The organism is Microbacterium sp. CIAB417 (assembly GCF_022788845.1).
Genome location: NZ_JAHZUT010000013.1, coordinates 1 through 16,978, shown reverse-complemented (window position 1 = coordinate 16,978; position 16,978 = coordinate 1). Strand labels below are relative to the sequence as shown.

Here is a 16,978-nt window from a genome sequence, read left to right as displayed (position 1 = left end):
GCGGATGCGGCTGGTCAGTCCAAGGCGCGGAGGGCGAGCCAGAGCTGGGCGCGCACCGCGAAGGAGGACAGGTCCACGCCGAGCACGCGCTCGGTGAGGGCGAGACGAGCTCGCACGGTGTGCCGATGCACCCCGAGCGCCCGAGCGGCGGCCTCGTGCGCCGTATCCGCGGCGAGCCACGCGTCGAGGGTGGCGACAAGCGCCGTCGCGTGCTGGGCGTCGTGGCGCAGCAGCGGCTCCAGCTCCGCGCGGGCGATCGCGCCGATGCGCTCGTCGTCGAGGACGGAGAGCAGACCCCCGCGCACCTCGGCGAAGGCCGCGACCGATCCCGCCGAAGCCCGCTCCCGGGCGACGCGCGCCTGAGAGAGGGCGGCGGGGGCCGTGTCCAGCGTCGCGGGAGCCGAGACGCCCACCCGCACGCCCAGCTTCGCGGCGAGTTCGGCGAACACGGCGTCTCCCACGGGCGCCGCCAGCAGCAGCCCGTCGTCGACGCGTCCGAAGAACAGGGAGCCGCCCCGGGCGGCGACGGCGCTCTCCAGCCATTGCAGGACGTCCTCGCGACGGGCGGCCTCGGCATCCGTCAGCGCGATCGCGATCGCGCCCGTGCCGAGCGGGCCCCACAGGGGCTTGGACACGCGCCGCACAAGGGTGCTCTCGCCGGCCAGCAACGCCTCCGCCAAGCCGGCCCGGAGCGCGGCCGTGGCCTGCGCGAGGGTCTGGCGCTGCTCGAGCGCGAGCCCCGCCATCGCGACGGCCGTCGTCACGACCCCGCGCGCCTCGCGGTCGAACACCTCGGCCGATACGGCGATCGCGCCGCGCAGACGCCCGCCGCGTCCGAGGGTCTGCACGTGGAACGGCGTGGAACCGATGTGCAGCGAGGATCCCGCCCGCGCGCCGCGGCGAAGAAGCGCGGACACCTCGGCGCTGAGGTCGTCGCGCGTGGCCGCATCCAGGGACGCGGCCGGATGCTCGTGCGTCAGCGCCCCGGCGGCGTCGAACATGCCGACCCAGCCGCCCAGCTGCCGCGCGAGCTCGTCCAGGGTCGCGGCGAGCCCGTCCGCACGCAACGCCGCCAGCGAGAGCGCGCGCCCCGCGGCGAGCGCCCAACTGCGCCGCGCGTACTCCTCGGCGGCGATCGCCTGCGCGTTGGCGCGGGCGACGGCGATGAAGGGGGTGCGATAGGGCACCTCGAACAGCGGCAGCCCGTGGGCGCGGCAGGCCGCATCCAAGCCGCGAGGGATGCCCTCGCGCACCACCTCGGTGCCGAATCCGAGCGCGGTGATGCCGCGCCCCCGGAGCCTCGCGACGTAGGCGTCGAAGTCGGGCGAATCGTCGTCGGCGCCCAGGAACTGCGTGCCGGTCGTGAGCAGCACGAGCCCCTCCGCCAGGAAGGGGGTCGGATCGGCGAGGTCCGAGCTGTGCACGCCGTGCACCCGCGTCGCCAACGTCGCGGCATCGAGCTCGCCCGCCGCGCGCAGATCCAGATCCCGCCGGGCGAGAAGAGAGCCGAGGGTGGGGCTGTCGGACGGCGGCGCACTCATGTTGTACATCGTGGCGCATCTCGGACGCGCACGTGTACGGGCAGGCGAGTGCAGCGCGCTCTGCGTTCGCCCTACGCTCGCCGCCATGAGCATCGCCGACGTCACTACCGCGCCCCTGGGCGGACCCTCGTTGCCGCAGGAGCGGCGCCTCGTCACGGCCATCCCCGGACCGCGCTCGCAGGAGCTCCTCGCACGCAAGGCCGCGGCGGTTCCTGCGGGGGTCGGCCACACCGTGCCCATCCAGGCGGTGGCCGCGGGCGGCGGCGTGGTCGTGGACGCCGACGGCAACTCTCTCATCGACCTCGGCTCCGGCATCGCCGTCACCTCGGTCGGCAATGCGCATCCGGGCGTTGTGGCGGCCGTGCAGGCGCAGGCCGCGCAGTTCACGCACACCTGCTTCATGATCTCGCCCTACGACTCGTACGTGGCCGTCGCCGAGGCTCTGAACCGGCTCACCCCGGGCGATCACGAGAAGCGCACCGCGCTGTTCAACTCCGGCGCCGAGGCCGTGGAGAACGCCGTCAAGATCGCCCGCAAGTACACCGGCAGACCCGCGGTCGTCGCGTTCGACCACGGTTACCACGGCCGCACGAACCTCACGATGGCACTCACCGCGAAGGCGATGCCGTACAAGAGCGGCTTCGGACCCTTCGCCGGCGAGATCTACCGCGCCCCGCTGTCCTACCCCTTCCGTGACGGTTTGAGCGGAGCGGATGCGGCGGCGCGCGCGATCTCGATGATCGAGAAGCAGGTCGGCGCCGACAACCTCGCGGCGCTCGTCATCGAGCCCATCCAGGGCGAGGGCGGTTTCATCGTCCCGGCCGATGGGTTCCTCGGAGCCCTCGTCGACTGGTGCCGCCAGAACGGCGTGGTCTTCATCGCGGACGAGGTGCAGACGGGCTTCGCCCGCACGGGCGAGATGTTCGCGAGCGACGGCTTCGGCATCGTGCCCGACCTCGTCACGACCGCCAAGGGCCTCGCGGGCGGACTGCCGCTCGCCGCGGTCACGGGACGCGCGGAGATCATGGATGCCTCGCACGCCGGCGGGCTCGGCGGCACCTACGGTGGCAACCCGATCGCGTGCGCCGCGGCGCTCGCGGCGATCGACGCGTACGAGCACGAGGGCCTCGTCGAGCGAGCCCGCGAGATCGGCGCCCTTCTCACCGCCCGCCTCGAGGAGCTGCAGCAGGCCGACCCTCGCGTCGGCGACGTCCGCGGACGAGGCGCGATGGTGGCGGTCGAGTTCGTCGACCCGGCCACGGGGGCTCCGGATGCGGCGCTCGCCGCCGCGGTCGCGAAGGCCGCGATCGCCGACGGCGTCATCCTCCTGACGTGCGGCACCTACGGCAACGTGATCCGGTTCCTGCCGCCCCTGTCGATCGACGACCGCCTGCTCGGTGAGGGACTGGACGTCCTCGCCGCATCCCTCGCCGCCGTCTGAGTCGCAACACCCGAGCACCACGAAGGAGTGAGATGAGCACCACTGAGATCATGAGAGACGTCGTCGTCATCGGCGCCGGAGCCGCGGGACTCACCGCCGCGAACGACCTCCGCAAGGCCGGTCTGTCGGTCGCTGTCCTCGAGGCGCGCGATCGCGTCGGCGGGCGCCTGTGGACCGACACGATCGAGGGCGCGATGCTCGAGATCGGGGGCCAGTGGATCTCACCCGACCAGCAGGCGCTCATCGACACCGTCGCAGAGCTGGGCCTGACCACCTTCTCGCGCTACCGCGAGGGAGACAGCGTCTACGTCGGCCCCGACGGCACGGTGACCCGCTTCACGGGAGACGTCTTCCCGGTGGCCCCGGCCACGGCCGCCGAGATCGAACGCATCACCGCCGACCTCGACGCGATGGTCGCCGAGATCGATCCCGACCGCCCCTGGGCGCACCCGAAGGCCGCCGAATGGGACACCATCTCGTGGGACGGCTGGTTGCGTTCGCAGACCGACGACGACGAGGCGGTGCGCAACCTCGCGTTCGCCACCGGCTCGGCGATGCTCACGAAGCCGACGCACGCCTTCTCCCTCCTGCAATCGCTGCTGATGGCTGCCAGCGCCGGCAGCTACTCGCACCTCGTCGACGCGGACTTCATCCTCGACAAGCGCGTCGTGGGCGGCCTCCAGCAGGTGCCGCTCCTGCTCGCGGAGCGCCTGGGGGAGGACGTCCTCCTGGGGCAGCCGGTGCGCTCGCTCACCTGGGACCAGGACGGCGTCGTGGCAGAAGCCGCATCCGTCACGGTCCGCGCACGCCGCGCCATTCTCGCGCTCGCGCCCGTGCTGTACCCCCGCATCTCCTTCGTGCCGCCGTTACCGCGGCTGCAGCAGCAGATGCACCAGCACATCTCGATGGGCTTCGTCATCAAGGTGCACGCCGTCTACGACCGCCCGTTCTGGCGGGAGCAGGGGCTGTCCGGCACGGCGTTCAGCCCCTACGAGCTCTCGCACGAGGCGTACGACAACACCAACCACGGCGACGAGCGCGGCACGCTGGTCGGATTCGTCTCCGACCGCAACGCCGACGATCTGTTCCGCCTGGACGCCGCCGAGCGCAAGGAACGCATCCTCGAGTCGCTCTCGCACTACTACGGCCCCGAGGCCAGGAACCCGATCGTGTACTACGAGAGCGACTGGGGCAGTGAGGAGTGGACGCGGGGTGCGTACGCCGCGAGCTTCGATCTGGGCGGCCTCCACCGCTACGGCGCCGACCTGCGCACGGCGGTCGGGCCCATCCACCTCGCCTGCAGCGACATGGCGGGCGCCGGCTACCAGCACGTCGACGGAGCGATCCGGATGGGGCACCGTGCCGCATCCGAGATCCTCGAGGAGCTGCGCTGATGGCCGCGCCGGTGGTCGTCGGCTACACCGCGACGGATGCGGGCGCCGACGCGCTCGCCCTGGGGGCACGGCTCGCGGTCGCGACCGGGTCCGTGCTCGAGATCGTGATGGTCCTGCCGGGCGAACGCTCCGTCATCACCCCGCCCGACGCGGGATACGACCGGCTCGTGCGCGAGCGGGCGCACCAGTGGTTGGCGCGGGCCTCCGAGACGCTGAAGGAGACCATCGCCCACGGTCGTCACGTGCGCTACGGCGAGTCGTTCGCCGAGGGTCTCATCGCGGCAGCCGCCGAATTCGGCGCCGGGATGATCGTCGTCGGCGCGGCCAACGGCGGACTCCGCGGACGCCACCGTCTCGGCACCGTCGCCAACGAACTCATGCACTCCTCCGATGTGCCGGTCGTGCTCGCGCCGGAGGGCGCGCGCGAGGTCGCCGCATCCGTCGGCGTCGAGCGGGTCACCGCCGCGATCGGCACGAGGCCCGGGGGTGACGTGCTCCTCGCCGAGGCGGCGGGTCTTGCCACCGCGTCGGGCGCGCCCCTGCGGCTGCTGTCGCTCGCGACGGTGGACCTCCCCGCCGGCGTCGACACCGGCGTCATCCGGCTCACCGAGGCGACGCACGCCGAAAAGGTGCTCGCCCAGGCGCGCGCCTCGCTGGGCGAAGGATCCGTGGCCGAGGTCGTCAGCGCGCAGGGCGCCGACATCGAGGATGCGGTCTCGCAGATCGAATGGCTCCCCGGCGAGATCGCCATGGTCGGCTCGAGCCGACTCGCGCAGCCGCGGCGGCTCTTCCTGGGCTCGACGGCGGCGAAGATGCTGCACGTGCTGCCCGTTCCCATGATCGTGGTGCCACGCACCCGCAACGCAGAAGGGGCTCGATGATGAGCGCACCCGAATCGCAGGCCGTCGCGGCCGAGACCGGCGGACTCTCCAAGAAGGGGCTCTCCGCGGGAACGGTGGGCCTGATCGGTGCCGTGGTCATCGGCATCTCCTGCATCGCGCCCGCCTACACGCTGACCGCAGCGCTCGGCCCCACGGTCTCCGCGGTCGGAGTGCAGGTGCCGGCGATCATCCTGGTCGGCTTCATCCCGATGCTGCTGGTGGCGTTCGGCTACCGCGAGCTGAACCGGCGTATGCCCGACTCCGGCACCTCGTTCACCTGGGCCACGCGCGCCTTCGGCCCCTGGATCGGCTGGATGGCCGGGTGGGGGCTGGTGGCCGCCACCATCCTCGTGCTCTCCAACCTCGCCGGAATCGCCGTCGACTTCCTGTTCCTGCTGATCGCCCAGGTCACCCAGAACCCCTCGATCGCCGACATCGCGGCGCAGCCGGGAGTCAACGTCCTCGTGTGCCTCGCGTTCATGGCGGCGGCCACCTTCGTCTCGTACCGCGATATGCAGACGACGCAGAAGCTGCAGTACGTGCTGGTCGGGTTTCAGGTGGTGGTCCTGGTCGTGTTCGCGGTCGCGGCGATCATCGAGACGATCAACGGCAATGGCTTCGACGCGACACCGTTCGACTGGTCATGGTTCGACCCGTTCGCCGTCTCGTCGTTCAGCTCCTTCGCCGCGGGTCTCTCCCTGTCGATCTTCATCTTCTGGGGGTGGGACGTCACCCTCACCATGAACGAGGAGACCAAGGATCCCGACAAGACGCCGGGTCGCGCGGCGACCATCACGGTGCTCGTGATCGTCGCGCTGTACCTGCTGCTCGCGGTCTCGCTCATCATGTTCGCCGGCGTCGGCACGGGCGAGTTCGGGCTCGGCAACCCCGACATCCAGGACAACGTGTTCTTCCACCTGTCAGGGCCGGTGCTGGGCCCGCTCGCGGCCCTCGTGTCGCTTGCCGTGCTCACCAGCTCCGCCTCGTCGCTGCAGTCGACGTTCGTGTCGCCGGCGCGCACGCTGCTGGCCATGGGGCACTACGGGGCCCTGCCGGAGCGCTTCGCAAAGGTGAGCCCCCGCTTCTTCACCCCGGGCTTCGCGACGATCGTCGCCTCCGTCGTCGCATCGGTGTTCTACGCCGTCATGCGCTTCGTCAGCGAGAACGTCCTGTGGGACACCATCACCGCCCTCGGCATGATGATCTGCTTCTACTACGGGCTCACGGCCTTCGCCTGCGTCTGGTACTTCCGCAAGCAATGGTTCGACTCGGTGCGCGCCTTCGTGTTCACGTTCCTCTTCCCGCTCGTGGGCGGAGCCATCCTCGCGGTGCTGTTCGTGACGACCCTGGTCGACTCCATGGATCCCGATTACGGCTCGGGCTCGCAGATCTTCGGTCTCGGACTCGTGTTCGTGCTGGGGGTGACGGTCATCCTGCTGGGCGTCGTGATCATGATCTGGCAGGCGGTCAAGCGCCCCGACTTCTTCCGTGGGCGCACGCTGAGCCTGGACGCGCCCGAGAGCCTGCGCCGCCGCCGGCGGTGACGGCAGACTGTGACCACAACCAAGGAGGACGAATGAGCAGCGAATACGCGGTCGTGAACCCGGCCACCGGTGAGCAGCTGGCCACCTACCCCGCCCTCAGCGACGCCGACGTCGAGCAGAAGCTCACCGCATCCGAGAGTGCCTACCGGCGGTGGCGCGAGATGCCGGTGGCCGAACGCGCCGCGCTCGTGCGGCGCGCCGCCGAGCTGCACCGGGAACGCCGTGACGAGCTGGCCGCCATCGCGGTGCGCGAGATGGGAAAGCCCCTGGTCGCAGCCCTGGGTGAGGTCGATTTCGCCGCCGACATCACCGAGTTCTACGCCGACCACGCCGAGCAGATCACCGCGGACCGCCCGATCGACATCCTCGGCGAGGGGTCCGCCGTCATCCGCCCGACGCCGCTCGGGGTGCTCCTGGGCATCATGCCGTGGAACTTCCCGTACTACCAGGTCGCCCGCTTCGCGGCGCCGAACCTGGTGCTGGGAAACACCATCCTGCTCAAGCACGCGCCGCAGTGCCCGGAGTCGTCCGCAGCGATCGAGGCGATCTACCGGGATGCGGGTCTGCCGGAGGGCGCGTACCTGAACCTCTACGCGAGCAACGAGCAGGCGGCCGCGATCATCGCCGATCCGCGGGTGCAGGGGGTGTCGGTCACCGGGTCGGAGCGCGCCGGCGCCGCCGTCGCGGAGATCGCCGGTCGCAACCTCAAGAAGGTCGCGCTGGAGCTCGGCGGATCGGATCCGTTCATCGTGCTCTCCACGCCCGACCTGGATGCCACGGTCGCCGCCGCCGTCGAGGCGCGTATGGACAACAACGGGCAGTCCTGCAACGCACCCAAGCGCTTCATCGTGGTCGATGAACTGTACGACGCCTTCCTCGAGAAGTTCACCGCCGCGATGGCCGAGACTCCCGTGGGCGACCCCTTCGCCGAGGAGACCCTGCTCGGCCCCCTCTCGTCTCTCGCCGCCGCCGAGCGGCTGGAGGCGCAGGTCGACACGGCCGTCGCGCAGGGCGCTCGGCTGGTGACCGGCGGCACGCGTGACGGCGCGTTCTACGCGCCCACGGTGCTCACAGATGTCACGCCCGAGATGGACGTGTATCGCGAGGAGCTCTTCGGGCCCGCCGGCGTCGTCTACCGCGTCCAGGACGAGGAGGACGCGGTGCGCGTGGCGAACGACACGAGCTTCGGGCTCGGCTCGTACGTGTACACGACCGATCCCGCACAGGCCGAGCGCGTGGCGGATCGGATCGAGGCCGGCATGGTCTACGTCAACTGCGTGCTGGCCGATTCTCCGGAGCTTCCCTTCGGCGGCGTCAAGCGCTCCGGCACGGGCCGCGAGATGGGCCTGCTGGCGGCGGACGAGTTCGTCAACAAGAAGCTCATCCGCATCGCCGACTGAGCGGGGACGAAGGTGGGGGCGAGCATCTCGCCCCCACCTTCGTCACGTGGGGAGGGTCGCGCGGATCTCGGCCGCTTCGGCCGGTCGGCCGAGGCTCTCCAGCACGTCGCCGAGCTCGAGCGCGGCGGTCTGCCGCAGCGCCTCGTCGTCGCCGGCGTGCTCGAGCGCTGCGCGGTAGAGCGCGACCGCATCCGCGGGACGCTGGGCGCCCACCAGGATGCGCGCCGCGACGAACTCCGAACGGCCGGCGGCTGTCGCGTCGCCGGCCTGGACGAAGCCGTCGGCCGCCTGCAGGGCCGTGGCCACGGCCTCGTCGGTGCGCTCCGCGGCGGCGAGAGCGCGTGCGCGCGTGTCGAGCACGTCGGCGACGAACCATGCCGCCTCGTGTGCGCGGCCGAGCTCGACGGCCTCGTCCAGCAGGGCGAAGACCTTCTCGAGGTCTCCGCGCTGCTGGTGCGCCTGCGCGAGCGTGTGGAGCCCGTCGGCCAGCAGCCCCACCTGTTCTTCGTCGCCCCGAACGAGTTCCACAGCCTGGGTCAGCGAATCGATCGCGTCGTCGATCTCGCCGAACCGGCCGAGCAGCCGTCCGTGCTCCTTGAGGGCGTAGGCGCGCGCCGCGGGCTCTTCCGCCTCCTCGTGCAGCTGGGCGGCGAACTCCCAGCCGCCGAGAGCATTGCCGAACTGGCCGGCCTGCTCGAAGGCGCGAGTGAGCAGCCCGACGGTGATCGCGCGGGAGCCGGCCGGCTCCTCCGCTGCCGTCTCCTCCTGGAGAACCTGGTCGAGCACCTCGATGGCCTCCTCGCCGAGTCCGGCGCCCAGGAGGGCGCGGCCGAGACGGAAGCGCAGGTCTGTCGCCGCGGCGCCCGTGGCCTCACGGCGTTCGGCGGCGACACGGTAGCGCGACACCGCCTCGCCCATCGCGCCCGCATCCTCGTGCAGCGCACCCGCGAGGAAGAACACGTTGCTGACCAGAGCGTCGTCCGCGCCGAGCTGAAGGTGGATGCGGGTCGCCTCGTCGGCGTCCGCGGCGCCCTGGGCGTACTCGCCTCGCCCGCCGCGCGTGCGGGCGCGCAGCAGCAGGGCCCGTGCGCGGCGTGCGTCGCTGATGCCCTCCTGCGCGACGAGCGCGTCGAGGAGTTCCACGGCCGCATCGAGGTCGCCCGAGGCCGCCGTCATGTCGGCCTGCAGCCAGCGCTGCGAGTAGGCGAATCCGGGCTCGCCGGCCTCGGCGAACAGCGCCGCAGCCTGACTGAACAGCTCGGCGGTGCGTCGCCGCTCGTCCGGTTCGGTCGCCGCCTGGTCCTTCAATCGAAGGAACGCGAGCGTCGCGATGACGTCGGCGCGCAGGCCCGCGGGTGCGTCGTGGAGCTCGTCCAGCGTCCGCTGCAGCGTCTCGGCGGCGCCCTCCGCATCGGCCCCGAACAGCAGCAGCCCGAGGCGCTCCTCGAGCTCCGCCTGCGCGGTGCGGCCGGCCTGGCGCAGAGCCTCGATGCGTGCGGGCAGCGCGGCCTGCGCTTCTTCGAGGCGAGCCAGGGCCACGAGGATTCCGAGCTGTCCGTGCGTGAGCGCCACGCGCTGCTCGGCATCGGCATCGTCGAGGGCGTCGATGATCGCCTCGAGTGCGGCGATCGAGCCGAGCTGATCCAGGGCGAGTGCGCGCTCGACGCGCTCCGCGGGGGTCCGGGGCACGGAGGCGGTGGACCGGGCCGCGAAGTCGTGGGAGCTGATCGGCACCTCGTAGCGCTCGGCGCCGACGGCGCGCTGGCCGGCGAGCCAGGCGGTCTGGGCGTCGGTGCCGTTGCGGGCGTCGAAGGCCTGGGCGATGCTCTCGGCGGCCGCCCACATCCGCGCGGCGAGCTCGGCGGCGGGCCAGACGCCGTCGTGCGCGCCGATCAGGGGGACGAGCGCCTCGGCGTCGGAGCCGCGCACGGCGGCGTCGGGGTGACCGGCGGCGGCGACCGCATCCAGCGCGACGGCGAAGGCCGCAAGGGCCTCCAGGTGCGCGCTGGCGTTGAGCCCGTCGTGGGTGAGCCAGGGCAGGTGGCGCTCGACGAGGGCGAGCGCGCGCGCCTCGTTGCCAGTCACGGCGCAGAAGACGATGTTCTTCGCGACGATGGAGAGGTTGTCGGCGTTGTCCTTCGCGAGGCGATAGCTGCGCAGATGCGCGGTGCGCGCCTCATCCGGCCGGCCGGCGTGCAGGTAGGGGAGGAGGGAGCGTGCGAGGGCGTGCTCGGGCTCCTCGCCGCACGTGAAGCCGCCCTCCACGAGCTCCTCGACCAGGCGGATCGCCTCCGCCTCATCGCCGGTCTCCGCGAAGAACCCGGCGAACTGGCTGCGCGTGCAGGCGTCGCAGTGGCTGTACTCGTCGCGGGGCGTGGCCTCGAGTCGACGCCGAAGCTCGGCCGCCTCGTCGAGGCGTCCCGCCGACCACGCGTCCTCGAAGCGCGCCATCAGCACGCCGCTCATGCCGTGACCGGCGCGTTCGTAATGGGTCTGCATGTCATCGAGCACGGCGGTGATCTGCTCGGACGAGAACTCGGGCGAGCCACGGAGGGCTCCCGCCATCCACTTGTAGTGCCACATGAGGTCGCCCGCGGGCTCCAGCTCGGCGGGGAAGCGCTCGGGGTCTGCGTCGTGATGACCCAGGCACCACGCGAACGAGGTGAGCATCAGATCCGTGTCGCCGCCCATGTTGGCGCTGGCGGTCTGCCGCATCCGCGCCTCGTACTCCAGGCGCTCGTCACCGCTTTCCTGCGCCAGCGCGACCGCCTCTGCGACCAGTGACCTCTCGGCCGGTCCCCAGGGCGTGCGGTCGATCTCGTCGAACAGCGATCGGATGCGGGTCGCGTAACCGGTCATGATGCTCCTTCCGGGTCGGGGGCGGCGGCGAGCGCTCTCTCGAGCAGCTCCGCGAGCGAGGTGCTCATCATGGCGCGGTCGCGCGGGCTGAGCGGATGATGGCCGGCGAGCAACGACTGCACGTGCAGCAGTCGGATGCCGCTGTCGAAGACCGGGGTGTCGCCCGCCGCCGCGAGGGCGCGGACGGTCGGGTTGCCCCAGTTCAGGCACAGCCTCGCGGCGGGCGGTGCCGCATCCGCGTCGGCGCCGGTGACGGCCTTCTCCGCGCGGTCGAGCACTCCCGACCACAGTGCGCCGGCGGCGCCGCGAGCGCGTCCCCGGTCGAGCGCCCGGAGGGCCTGCGGGTCCGCGACGAACAGGCCGGGCAGCTCCCGGCGTTCGAACGAACGCACCGAGACGTCGATGTCGCCGAGAGCCGTGCGGGCGCGTCGTTCGAGCTCGAGGGCTGCATTGCGGTCGTCGAGGGGAGGGAGATCGAGCCGGTCCATCTCGGCGCCGACCTCGACGCGCTCCACGGAGACCTCGGGGAAGATCTCGGGCAGAAGCCGGATGAGCTCGGCGTCGTAGAGGTAACCGCCGTCGACCAGCAGCGTGCCCGGCGGCACGATGCTCGCGAGCTGGCGGAACTCGTCGACGGTCTCGGCGTAGCGGACCTCGGGCGAGCGGCGCACGAGCTCCTCGATCCGCACGCGCCCCGCGGTCGTCTCCACCGACAGCCAGCGCACGATGAAGCGGGCCAGCTCGTCGTCGTGGCGCACGAGGGACTTCAGAGCGACCTCGTGGACGGCGACGAACTGCGCGAGCCGCGCGGGCTCGCGCAACGCCAGCTCCAGGATCCAGCGCCGGATCGCGTCACCGATCTCGCCGCGGGTCTGCTCGAGCGCGTCGTCGTCGACGAGCGCCTCCCGGCTCGCGGTCGGATGCAGCCCGCCCGAGTCGATGACCGCGCGCGCGAAGAACGCCCAGTCGGGCAGCAGATCGTCGGCGCGCTCGGCCAACAGCATCCGACGCAGGTACACGCGTGTGCTCTGGCGCGCCGAGGGCGGCGGCGCGAAGGGCAGCACGTAGGCGACGCCGCGGGTCTGCGTGGCGGCGACCGTCAGCTCGATCGCGTCCAGCGGCTCGACGCCGATGAGCTCGCGCCCGTACGCGAGTCGGGTCTCGAGGTCGCCGTCGAGGAAGGGGGCGGGCTCGGTCACGGTGGTCTCACCGCCGCCGGGCAGATCCACCACGACCGTCACCGGCAGGTAGCGGCCGAACGTCTCGGCCAGCTCCAGCACCGTCGCACCCGTGAGCAGAGATGCACTGTCGCTGCGCGGGGTGAGGTGCACGCTGGTTCCGACCGGGATGTCGTCGTCGCACGGCTGCACGGCGAAGGTTCCGTCCGAGCGTCCGACCCACTCGACGGCAGGACCTCCGGCGGCGCTCCGCGAGCGGATCACGATCGTGTCGCACACCATGAAGCACGACAGCATCCCGATGCCGAACTGGCCGAGGAAGTCGCTGCGCGGAAGGTCGAAGATGTCGCGCTTGGAGCTGCGCCCCACGGTCGCCAGCAGATCGGCGACCTCGCTCTCGGTGAGGCCGATGCCGTCGTCGCGGATGATGAACTCGGGGGCTTCGACGCCGGCCGGGGTGATGCGGATGCGGCCGCCGCCGCCATCCAGCGCGCGACGTGCGGCGATGGCGTCCACCGCATTCTGCAGGAGCTCGCGGAGGAAGACGCGGGGGCTCGAGTAGATGTGCCGACTGAGAAGATCGATCACCCCGCGTAGGTCGACCTGGAACTGCTGGGGGGCCGGCACCTCGTTCACCGTCGCTCCTCGAACCTCGTCGCAGCGCCGCCCATCGGGTGGTGGGCGGCGACCGATTCAGCGTACTGCGGGAGCGCGAGCGGACCTGAGCGCCTGGGGAGAGAACGATCCCGTGCGCCCCTGGCCCGGGTGGGCCAGGATGGGGTCATGAGCGACACGACGCAGACCGACGGGGTACGGGTGCTGGACGAGGAGGCCATGTGGCGCCTGCTCGCGACACAGGAGGTCGGTCGCCTGGTGACCAGCATCGGCGAGCGCATCGACGTGTTCCCCGTCGGCTACGCGCTCGACGGCCGCAGCATCCTGTTCCGCACCGCGCCCGGCACGAAGCTGCTCGAGCTCACCGCCCGCGACGAGGTGCTGTTCGAGGTCGACGACCACAGCGAGCGCGATGCCTGGAGCGTCGTCGTGCGCGGGACGGCGGCGGCCGTCGACCACTCCGACGAGATCGCGGCCCTCGAGTCCCTCGCCTCGGCACCCTGGGCGCCCACCGTCAAGGACGTCCTCGTGCGCATCACGCCGTCGGTCACCACCGGACGCGCCTTCGAGCGGCGCAGTGCCGATCCCGCCGAAGGGGCGATGGCGTGACGCTGGATCCGGCGCCGGCTGCGGGGCCGCCGGCTGCCGCGCCGCGACGCCGCCATCGCGGGGCGGGCTGGATCATCGGCCTCTCACTGGGCCTCATCCTCATCCTTCTGCTCGCCGCCGGCACGGGCGGCGCGTGGCTTATCTGGCAGCAGCGCGAGCGACTGCTCGCTTCGCGGGTGATGAGCCCCGAGCAGGAGTCGGCGGTCGCCGATGCGTTTGCCGCCGCGTCAGAGAAGGTCGCCGCCACCGAGCAGGCGACGGCCGACTACGAGAGCGATCGTCGCGCCTGGGACGACGAGCACGCGCAGGTCGAGGAGTGGAAGACCGGGACCGACTCGCCGCTGCTGGCCGTGCCCAACCCCGGAGGGACAGCGATTCCCGGCCCGGATCCCGACGGGCGCGCGTTCCTCTCGTCGATCGGCGCGGACCGTGTTCAGGTCGCGTTCGATGCCGGGGACGAGAACTGCGGCTACCACCTCTCCGAGCGCACCGGGTACGAGATCGTCGTCGGCGGCTGCTACTCCACTCGGTATCCGAGCTGGTTGTTCCTCGCGTGGGATCCGGGCATGGAATCGTCCGTGTGGGCCGTGTTCGTGCACGAGGCCATGCACTGGTACCAGTACCAGAACTACTATCCTGCCTTCCTCGCAGCCGATCGGGCAGGTGTCACCGACGACCAGTACGGCCCGGAGCTGGAGGCGGACGCGAGCTGTCGTGCCGTGTACGTCTACGGCATCCCGGCATCCGACTACGTCGACACCTCCTCGCCGTGCGACATCGACGGCTGGTACGACGGCTGGCTGCTTGACCATCTCGCATCGCTCGGCGTCCAGGTCACGGAACCCGTCGCGACAGACTACGAGGTGCTCGAGGTGGTGCGACCGTGAGGGCGCGTTCCGGCCTGGCAGCCGCGTCGTTGTCGGCCGTGCTCGCGCTGACGGCGTGCTCGTCGGTGGATGCGGATGCGGCGGATCGCCGGATGAACGAGGTGTTCGACGATCTCGTCGCTCAGGCATCGGCGGTGGATCCCCAGGTGCTGCGCACTCTCGAGACCGCCGAGCCGCGCACGCGGGCGTGCTCCCGGCCCGCCGACACCGAGCAGGTCATGCTCACGGCGACCGGAGTGCTCGCCGTCGCCGCCGACGTCTCGCAGGCGGCCGGGGTGCGCGACGATCTCGGCGAGAGCCTGGATCCCGACGTGTGGCGAGCGCTCGCCGACGCCGATCCGGGCGCCGAAAGCCGGGGCTGGATCTCGGAGGACGGCGTCACCGTGACCCTGGCGGCGGAGGGTCCCGCGGTGGTGATCGCGGTCTTCTCGCCGTGCCTTCCAGCGTGAGCGCGTTCGCGCCCCCGTGTGCCATGCCGTACACTTGAGCGTGCAGTTGAAGTCTGCATTCTTTCGCCGTGCCCGTCATCGGGACGACACATCCCTTTGGATCAGGTCACGGCAGGAGTGCGGGCGCGAGACCTCCGGGTCTCTAGGGCGGTAGCTCAATTGGCAGAGCAGCGGTCTCCAAAACCGCAGGTTGCAGGTTCGATTCCTGTCCGCCCTGCGCGCCAGCGCATGCTGGCACGACGTAAGCGATTCAGGTGGGTGCATGGTCCAGGACGAGCCGAAGGGCGAGGTCATCGCCGCTGGCGGTGCCGTGCGCGAGAAGAAGCCCAACTTCTTCCTGCGCATCGTCATCTTCATCCGCCAGGTCTTCGCCGAGCTTCGCAAGGTCGTCACCCCGACGCGCAAGGAGCTGGTGAAGTTCACCGGCGTCGTCCTGGGCTTCGTCATCGTGATGATGGCGGTCGTCTACGGACTTGATGTCGTGTTCGTCTGGCTGACGACAGTCGTCTTCGGAGTTCCCGGAGCCTGACATCGCGAGGCGCGGGTGTCGCCACCCGCAGACCAGAACGAGAGAGTACGTAAGTGTCTGAGAAATACACCGACGACGCCGATTGGGCGACCGCCGCCGAGCAGTCCAGCGAGGACGACGAGGCGCAGGAGGGCAACACCCTCGCCGCCGAGGAGCGCTCCGTCGAGGCCGCCGAGCACGTCGCGCTGCACATCGAGGGTGACGACGAGGACGAGGACTCCGACACGGGCTACGACGCGGATGCCGACGTGGAAGACCCCGAGGCCGACGCGATCGTGAACGACGCTCTCGAGATCGACGAAGCCGCCGAGGCGGAGGCGGCCGCCGAGGTGCTGACCGAGTCGCTCGCCGAAGAAGAAGCAGAGCGCGCAGCCGAGGAGGCCGACGAAGTGACGCCCTACGACGGACCCGACATCAACGGTGAGCCCGACGCTCCCGTGCTCGACCCCGAGTTCGTGGCGGAGATCGACGACGCGGCCGCTGCGGTGGACGAGGTCGAAGAAGAGGTCGACGCGGACGCCGATCCTTACGAGGCGTTCCGCCAGGAGCTGCGCTCGCTCGAGGGCAAGTGGTACGTCATCCACTCCTACGCCGGCTTCGAGCGCAAGGTGAAGGCCAACATCGAGCAGCGTAAGTCGACGCTCGAGGTCGAGGACGACATCTATCAGGTCGAGGTCCCGATGGAGGACGTCGTCGAGATCAAGAACGGCCAGCGCAAGATGGTCACCCGCGTGCGCATCCCGGGCTACGTGCTCGTGCGCATGGAGCTCAACGAGGACACCTGGTCGGTCGTTCGTCACACGCCCGGTGTCACCGGCTTCGTCGGCAACGCCCACAACCCGACGCCGCTGCGCTTCGAAGAGGCGTTCAACATGCTCAAGAGCCTCGTCGAGATCAAGGACGTCGCTCCGGCCAAGTCCGGCGGCGGCAGCTCCGCCCCGGCGGCCGCCCGCGTCATCGCGGCAGAGGTCGACTACGAGATCGGCGAGACGATCACGATCAAGGAGGGCTCGTTCGCGGGTCTTCCCGGCTCGATCAGCGAGATCAAGCCCGAGAGCGGCAAGCTCACGGTCCTCGTCTCGCTCTTCGAGCGCGAGACCCCGGTCGAGCTGTCGTTCGACCAGGTCTCGAAGATGATCTGACGCACGGATTCCTCGAACGCCCCGCCCGGCCCAGCCGGCGGGGCGTTCGCCGTTTCGCGGCGCGCATCGTGCACCGCAGGGCGCGCATCCCCGCTCGGTGTCTCACTTATCCACGTTTGGGACGAGATTCGGGTGAACGGGTGAGACACGGAGGCCCGTCAGGGCGAGGTGTGTGTCTCGGTGTCTCACTTGTGCACGTCTGGGATGCGTTTCGGGTGAACAAGTGAGACACGGAGGTGTGTCGGGACCGGGTGCGCGGGGGGTGACGGATGCGGCGTCCCGTGGACGGGGCGCCTGTGGATGACCGCGCTCGCCCGTCCGCCGACACGCCCGGTGATGCGGTAGAGTGTTGTGGTTTGCGTGCCGCTCCGGCGCGCAGCGACAACCGCTTCCCTCGACGGGATGCGGGAGAGCCGATGCATCCGGCATCCGCTCGATGAAAGGAAAGAAGAATGGCACCGAAGAAGAAGGTGACCGGCCTGATCAAGCTTCAGATCAACGCCGGTGCA

General features: G+C 70.9%; 13 protein-coding genes and 1 tRNA gene. 11 read left to right on the top strand and 3 right to left on the bottom strand.

The annotated features are described in order from the left end of the window. Nucleotides 1-14: 14 nt before the first annotated feature. Nucleotides 15-1,541: a PucR family transcriptional regulator gene (locus KYX17_RS29475; protein ID WP_243232941.1), complete on the bottom strand. Its 1,527-nt coding sequence runs from the start codon at nucleotides 1,539-1,541 to the stop codon at nucleotides 15-17. A gap of 85 nt (nucleotides 1,542-1,626) precedes the next feature. Between KYX17_RS29475 and gabT the strand changes: the two genes are divergently transcribed. From gabT to KYX17_RS29450, 5 genes are read left to right on the top strand one after another with little or no spacing between them, the layout of a single operon-like run. Further along, nucleotides 1,627-2,982: a 4-aminobutyrate--2-oxoglutarate transaminase gene (gene gabT / locus KYX17_RS29470; protein WP_243232939.1), complete on the top strand. Its 1,356-nt coding sequence runs from the start codon at nucleotides 1,627-1,629 to the stop codon at nucleotides 2,980-2,982. Between the two features lie 32 nt (nucleotides 2,983-3,014). Continuing rightward, on the top strand, nucleotides 3,015-4,376 hold the full coding sequence (locus tag KYX17_RS29465) for an NAD(P)/FAD-dependent oxidoreductase (RefSeq protein WP_243232937.1): 1,362 nt from the start codon (nucleotides 3,015-3,017) through the stop codon (nucleotides 4,374-4,376). After that, nucleotides 4,376-5,257: a universal stress protein gene (locus KYX17_RS29460; RefSeq protein WP_243232935.1), complete on the top strand. Its 882-nt coding sequence runs from the start codon at nucleotides 4,376-4,378 to the stop codon at nucleotides 5,255-5,257. Before KYX17_RS29465 ends, KYX17_RS29460 begins: the two co-directional genes overlap by 1 nt. Then, a complete protein-coding gene (locus KYX17_RS29455) occupies nucleotides 5,254-6,801 on the top strand; it encodes an APC family permease (protein ID WP_243232934.1) in 1,548 nt (515 codons plus the stop codon). The genes KYX17_RS29460 and KYX17_RS29455 overlap by 4 nt, the downstream gene beginning before the upstream one ends. Nucleotides 6,802-6,833: 32 nt before the next feature. After that, entirely contained in the window at nucleotides 6,834-8,201 is a 1,368-nt protein-coding gene (locus tag KYX17_RS29450) for an NAD-dependent succinate-semialdehyde dehydrogenase (protein ID WP_243232932.1), read from the top strand. Nucleotides 8,202-8,243: 42 nt separating this feature from the next. Here the strand turns inward: KYX17_RS29450 and KYX17_RS29445 are convergent, their stop codons facing one another. Then, nucleotides 8,244-11,060 carry a hypothetical protein gene (locus KYX17_RS29445; protein ID WP_243232930.1) on the bottom strand — a complete coding sequence of 939 codons (2,817 nt, stop codon included), beginning with the start codon at nucleotides 11,058-11,060 and terminating at the stop codon, nucleotides 8,244-8,246. Beyond that, the gene (locus KYX17_RS29440) at nucleotides 11,057-12,874 is read right to left on the bottom strand and encodes an HSP90 family protein (RefSeq protein ID WP_243232928.1); all 1,818 of its coding nucleotides are present in this window, start codon (nucleotides 12,872-12,874) and stop codon (nucleotides 11,057-11,059) included. The genes KYX17_RS29445 and KYX17_RS29440 overlap by 4 nt, the downstream gene beginning before the upstream one ends. Before the next feature lie 147 nt (nucleotides 12,875-13,021). On the opposite strand from KYX17_RS29440, the gene KYX17_RS29435 reads away from it, so the two are divergent. From KYX17_RS29435 to nusG, 6 genes are all read left to right on the top strand, one after another. Beyond that, nucleotides 13,022-13,462 carry a pyridoxamine 5'-phosphate oxidase family protein gene (locus tag KYX17_RS29435; RefSeq protein WP_243232926.1) on the top strand — a complete coding sequence of 147 codons (441 nt, stop codon included), beginning with the start codon at nucleotides 13,022-13,024 and terminating at the stop codon, nucleotides 13,460-13,462. Next, entirely contained in the window at nucleotides 13,459-14,349 is an 891-nt protein-coding gene (locus KYX17_RS29430) for a hypothetical protein (RefSeq protein WP_243232924.1), read from the top strand. Before KYX17_RS29435 ends, KYX17_RS29430 begins: the two co-directional genes overlap by 4 nt. Then, entirely contained in the window at nucleotides 14,346-14,798 is a 453-nt protein-coding gene (locus KYX17_RS29425; protein ID WP_243232922.1) for a hypothetical protein, read from the top strand. The genes KYX17_RS29430 and KYX17_RS29425 overlap by 4 nt, the downstream gene beginning before the upstream one ends. 144 nt (nucleotides 14,799-14,942) lie before the next feature. Next, a tRNA-Trp gene (locus KYX17_RS29420) sits at nucleotides 14,943-15,015 on the top strand. Between the two features lie 45 nt (nucleotides 15,016-15,060). Next, on the top strand, nucleotides 15,061-15,327 hold the full coding sequence (secE, locus tag KYX17_RS29415) for a preprotein translocase subunit SecE (RefSeq protein WP_243232920.1): 267 nt from the start codon (nucleotides 15,061-15,063) through the stop codon (nucleotides 15,325-15,327). A 53-nt stretch (nucleotides 15,328-15,380) separates the two neighbouring features. Then, the gene (gene nusG, locus KYX17_RS29410; RefSeq protein ID WP_243232918.1) at nucleotides 15,381-16,469 is read left to right on the top strand and encodes a transcription termination/antitermination protein NusG; all 1,089 of its coding nucleotides are present in this window, start codon (nucleotides 15,381-15,383) and stop codon (nucleotides 16,467-16,469) included. Nucleotides 16,470-16,978 lie beyond the last annotated feature (509 nt).